Source organism: Candidatus Nanopelagicales bacterium, from assembly GCA_030700225.1.
In the GTDB taxonomy this organism is placed as follows: Bacteria; Actinomycetota; Actinomycetes; order S36-B12.
Map to the genome: position 1 here is coordinate 1 of JAUYJT010000047.1, position 4582 is coordinate 4582.

5 protein-coding genes are annotated in these 4582 nt (G+C 64.6%); 4 read left to right on the plus strand and 1 reads right to left on the minus strand.

The annotated features are described in order from the left end of the window. Positions 1–593, minus strand: a 593-nt coding sequence (locus Q8P38_07085) for a transposase family protein (GenBank protein ID MDP4014361.1), incomplete at its 3' end; no start/stop codon positions are given. A 725-nt stretch (positions 594–1318) separates the two neighbouring features. Here Q8P38_07085 and Q8P38_07090 point away from each other — a divergent pair. The 4 genes from Q8P38_07090 (at position 1319) to Q8P38_07105 (ending at position 4497) form a co-directional block, all read left to right on the plus strand. Next, positions 1319–2491, plus strand: coding sequence for a hypothetical protein (locus Q8P38_07090; GenBank protein ID MDP4014362.1), 1173 nt, complete (start codon positions 1319–1321; stop codon positions 2489–2491). A gap of 104 nt (positions 2492–2595) precedes the next feature. Next, positions 2596–3105 carry a pentapeptide repeat-containing protein gene (locus Q8P38_07095; GenBank protein MDP4014363.1) on the plus strand — a complete coding sequence of 170 codons (510 nt, stop codon included), beginning with the start codon at positions 2596–2598 and terminating at the stop codon, positions 3103–3105. Between the two features lie 78 nt (positions 3106–3183). Next, positions 3184–4236: a hypothetical protein gene (locus Q8P38_07100; protein ID MDP4014364.1), complete on the plus strand. Its 1053-nt coding sequence runs from the start codon at positions 3184–3186 to the stop codon at positions 4234–4236. Between the two features lie 36 nt (positions 4237–4272). After that, complete coding sequence (locus Q8P38_07105; protein ID MDP4014365.1) at positions 4273–4497, plus strand: hypothetical protein; 225 nt, start codon at positions 4273–4275, stop codon at positions 4495–4497. The last annotated feature ends 85 nt before the right edge of the window (positions 4498–4582 follow it).

Sequence of the window (4582 nt, forward strand, 5' to 3'; positions counted from 1 at the left end):
TGACCGAGCAGGCCACCATCACCGTCGAGATCGAAGAAGTTCGTCTCGAACGTGTCCAGTTTCAGCCACTTCCCGCTGATTGGATCTTTACTCCAGCGCGGCCGCCCGCGGCGTGTCTCATCGATACCGAGCACCCGAACCGGCCGGGGCTCAACCAGTTGCGCGTCCGCTTTGGCCACGAACGCCGCATGCACGATCGGCCAGCTCAACCCGTGTTCACGCACCGCGGCCGCGACCGAAGCGCCCGCGGCGACCGCGTCCGCGGCCGCGCGGCGCAACCGGCCAGTGGCTCGTGCCCCGGCCGGGATCTCCCGGACGCATTCAGTGAACGCCTTGCGTGGACACAACTGTTCCCGACACGCGTACTGGGTCTTGTGCCAGCGAACTGCCAGCGGCTCTTCCCCATACCCAAGATCCTTCGGCCTAGTTGTCCGATGCTGGCGGACCGTGTCCGAGAACACTCCGCACACCGGACAAGCCGAGGCGCCAGTGTCATCGGTGACCACATGCACCAACCGCCCACCATCGACACGCTCAACATCGCGCACCGCGACCCCTGGCAGGCCAAACAGAATCGTCGTACCGTCATCCATGTCCGTGGCTCCTTCTACTGGTTTGGCGTAAGCACCGCCAGCATCAAGGGGCCACGGACGTAATCAGCCCAAGCTGACCAAACTCAAGATCGTGTCTCCCCCTTAACTTCGAAGAACCCGCATACCCGCAGAATCGATCCGCAAACCACTGCCGACAAGAGCACGTGCGGTGAGCTGCCCCACACGCTGGCGCCTCGTGAGCCGCAGGGTAGCGAGCGCAGGCGCGAAGAGCCCCCTGCGCCGAGACTCATCAAATGTGCTCGCGAAAGCGATCGCGTGCCTCATGTAGGAAAGGCTCGCGAAACTGTCCCGGGACACGGACCAAGCAAGGCGTTCAACAAGAAGATCCACACAAATGGCGGCCTCAACAGTCGACGAAGCGCCTCGTTGGCGGTGCAGGCCCACCGACGGATCGCGGTAACCGGCGCCTTCACCCGGGCTGCCGACACGATGGTGAGCCGTGCCGCGCGCTTCACCGCGAACGGCACACCGGACAGGGCCTCCAACAAGCGGATTTGGATCTCACGAGGGCATTCACGCGCGACTGCCGCTACCGGGTTCCCGATCCGAGACCCCGGACCGTGGGACTGGGGCAGCCGCCGAGGGGCCCTGGGAGATTGGCTGCCGACCCGTAGCAAAGGCTGTGCGCGGGGGCGCGGCGGCCCGACCATCAGACCTACGCGTCTGGTTGCGATGCCGGTGCGACCCCTGATAACGTCCCGCGCATGACTACTCACACAGCGTCGGACGTGGTGTATTGCAGGCGCCGGGGCTCGACCGGGGCCGGGAGGAGGCTTCTGGGCGGAATGACCGCAGGCCTGGTGCTGGTGGCCGCGCTGGTGGTCGGTGAGGCCACGGCAGCTCATGCCGCTGACCCAGGTCAGTTCGACACCGCCTTCAACGAGCACATCCGCCAGAGCGGCGGCGTGGACGGCAGCGTCAACTCGGTGGCGGTTCAGTCCGACGGTAAGATCGTCGTGGGCGGTGGCTTCTTCGGAAAGGCCGGCGACAAGAGGGCGTACTGTATCGCCAGGTTCAACGCCAACGGCACCCCGGACACGGAGTTCAACAACAACATCGGCAAGAACGGCGGCCTGAACAGCGGCGTCGACTCTGTGGCGGTTCAGTCCGACGGCAAGATCGTCGTGGGCGGCGTGTTCACAAAGGTCGGCGGCAAGAAGGCGCGCCGTATCGCCAGGTTCAACGCCAACGGCACCCTGGACAACAAGTTCAACGAGCACATCCGCAAGAACGGCGGCCTGAACTGGTTCGTCAACTCGGTGGCGGTCCAGTCCGACGGTAGGATCGTCGTGGGCGGTGGCTTCACGAAGGTCGGCGGCAAGAAGGCGCACCGTATCGCCAGGTTCAACGCCAACGGCACCCCGGACAACAAGTTCAACAAGCACATCCGCCAGAGCGGCGGCGTGTACATCCCCAGCGTCATGGACGGCAGCGTCAACTCGGTGGCGGTTCAGCGTAACGGTAAGATCGTCGTGGGCGGAGACTTCACAAAGGCCGGTGGCAAGAAGGCGCACCGTATCGCCAGGTTCAACGCCAATGGCACCCCGGCCAACAAGTTCAACAAGCACATCCGCAAGAACGGCGGCGTCGGCTCGAGCGCCGTCGACTCTGTGGCGGTTCAGCGTAACGGTAAGATCGTCGTGGGCGGAGCCTTCAGAAAGGTCGGCGGCAAGAAGGCGCACAGTATCGCCAGGTTCAACGCCAATGGCACCCCGGACAACAAGTTCAACAAGCACATCCGCGGGAACGGCGGCCTGTCCCAGCCCGTCAACTCGGTGGCGGTTCAGCGTGACGGTAAGATCGTCGTGGGCGGCTGGTACGACAAGGCCGGCGGCAAGAAGGCGTACAATATCGCCAGGCTTTACGGGACCACCTGATCGAGCGGGTGATCGACCGCCGGGCAGGTCTCGCGCACCGGTGACGCCTCGCCGAATCTCGCCGTTGCGCTGCGACGGGGGTCGTGTCTGGGCACACTGGCGGTATGAACCTGAAGCCAGCGCGGATGGCGGCAATCGGGCTGGGTCTCGCCTTTGCGCTTAGTGCGTGCGGCGCGCAGACCGATCCCGGCCAGTTCGGAGAGACCGAGATGGAGGAGGGCGAGTCGGGTCAGGCATTGAGGGACTGCTCCGACGTGCTCAAGTCAGCGGGAGCGGATCTTTCCTACTGTGACCTGCCAGGCGCCGACCTGCCGAATGCGGGCTTGCGGAAAGCGACCCTGACCGGGGCCAACCTGACCGAGGCGGACCTGACCGGGGCGGACCTGTTCTCGGCGGACCTGACCATTACGGACCTGTCCGGGGCGAATCTGACCAAGGCGTCACTGGCCTCGGCAGTGATGACCGGGGCGGACCTAGCCGGGGCGAACCTGACCGGGGCGAATCTGACCGGGGCGAATCTGACCGGGGCGGACCTGCGCAAGGCGAACGTGTCCGAGGCCACTTGGGTGGATGGCCGGGTTTGCGCGTCCGGCTCAGAGGGCCTCTGCCGCTAGCGTCCAGGTTCCTCTGACTCGGCGGGAAAACGTAGTGGCGCTCGCGCTATTGTTACAGTCCAATGTGCTTTCCAGGGCATGAGATATGACATGGGGGGTGGCGTGAGTAGCGTGTCATTCAGGATCGCGGCAGGTGTGGCGATTCTCGGCCTTGTGGCAGGGGGATGCTCAACTGGATCGTCAACGGACGTCGAAACGCCCACCGCAAGTGCCCGTAGGCTCGTCGCCACTGTCGACGTAGGCGGTTCCTTGAAGGATATCGCCGCGACCGACACAGCGGTCTGGGTCACACGGTCGGGCTACGACAACCGGGAAGTCAGCGAGTGGGACAAAGTATGGCGGATCGATCCGGCCACGAACAAGATAGTGGCCACGATCCAAGTGGGTACGCGGGGCTTGGACACGAATGGCTCCTGGGGACACATCGCGGCGACGAAGGACGCTGTCTGGATCACTGGCCCTCGCTCAGTGCGCCGCGTGGACCCGGCCACCAACAAGGTCGTGGCCAAGCTAGAAGTGGGCGCGTATCTCTCCAGCTTCAAAGACATCGCCGCGACTGACACCGATGTCTGGGTCGCAGGCAAGTCTGGTTACGATGACGACGCCGTCTATCGCATAGACGTGGCCAAGAACAAGCTGGCGGGGGTCTACACAGACGTGTGCACCTCAGATAGCGCTGTGGGGGTTGCGGCAACCGATACGGCGGTCTGGGTTACGTGCGGCAGTGTTTACGGCTCGAAAAGCCCTGAGGTCAAGAGGATCGATCCGGTCAAGAACCAAGATGCTGCATTGATCAAACTCGATGGCACGCCCGAAGGGATTTCGGCGACCGACACGGCAGTGTGGGTGACAAGCTCCGGGGACGACCACAGGGTGTGGCGGATTGCCCCGTCTACCAACACGCTCGTCTACTCCGGGGACACCGAAAGCAGGCCGCGCGGTGTCGCCGCGACCGACCGTGCCGGGTGGGTATCGAGCGGCAGCCACGTTCTGGAGCTCGACGTGACCGGCTACGCCGTGACCGCCACGGTCGACGTCGGCCGGGAGGCGGACGCCCTGTCCGCGACCGAGAACGCCGTCTGGGTGAACAGCGACTCCGATGGCATCGTGTCGCGGATCGACCCCCGATGACACAGTGATCTGCTGGTCCTCGAGAGGAACCGCGGAATGATCACGCGAGATGCAGTTCAGGACCGGCTGAAGGAGACGCGCCTAGCATTCCGCGCCATCCCAGACGGGCGGTCCGTCGACCTGCTCAGCGACCACGACCCGGTGATCGTCACAATCGACGACAACGCCGAAGGCGGGCAGCGGATGCTGCTGACGACAGAAGTGTGGCTCTCCCGGCATGAATGTGGGTCATCGGGTCGGCCGCTCGTGAGGGAGGCGTAGGTCGATGGGGCCGCAGGAGAGCATGACAAGGGCGAGGGCTGCGTGGGCGGAGTGGAAGCCGTAGGCGCGGCGGGTGATCAGCCTG

Excerpts from the sequence above, each read along its gene's own strand:
- Q8P38_07100 (MDP4014364.1), top strand. The coding sequence starts at position 3,184 with ATGAGATATGACATGGGGGGTGGCGTGAGTAGCGTGTCATTCAGGATC.
- Q8P38_07095 (MDP4014363.1), top strand. The coding sequence starts at position 2,596 with ATGAACCTGAAGCCAGCGCGGATGGCGGCAATCGGGCTGGGTCTCGCC.
- Q8P38_07105 (MDP4014365.1), top strand. The coding sequence starts at position 4,273 with ATGATCACGCGAGATGCAGTTCAGGACCGGCTGAAGGAGACGCGCCTA.
- Q8P38_07090 (MDP4014362.1), top strand. The coding sequence starts at position 1,319 with ATGACTACTCACACAGCGTCGGACGTGGTGTATTGCAGGCGCCGGGGC.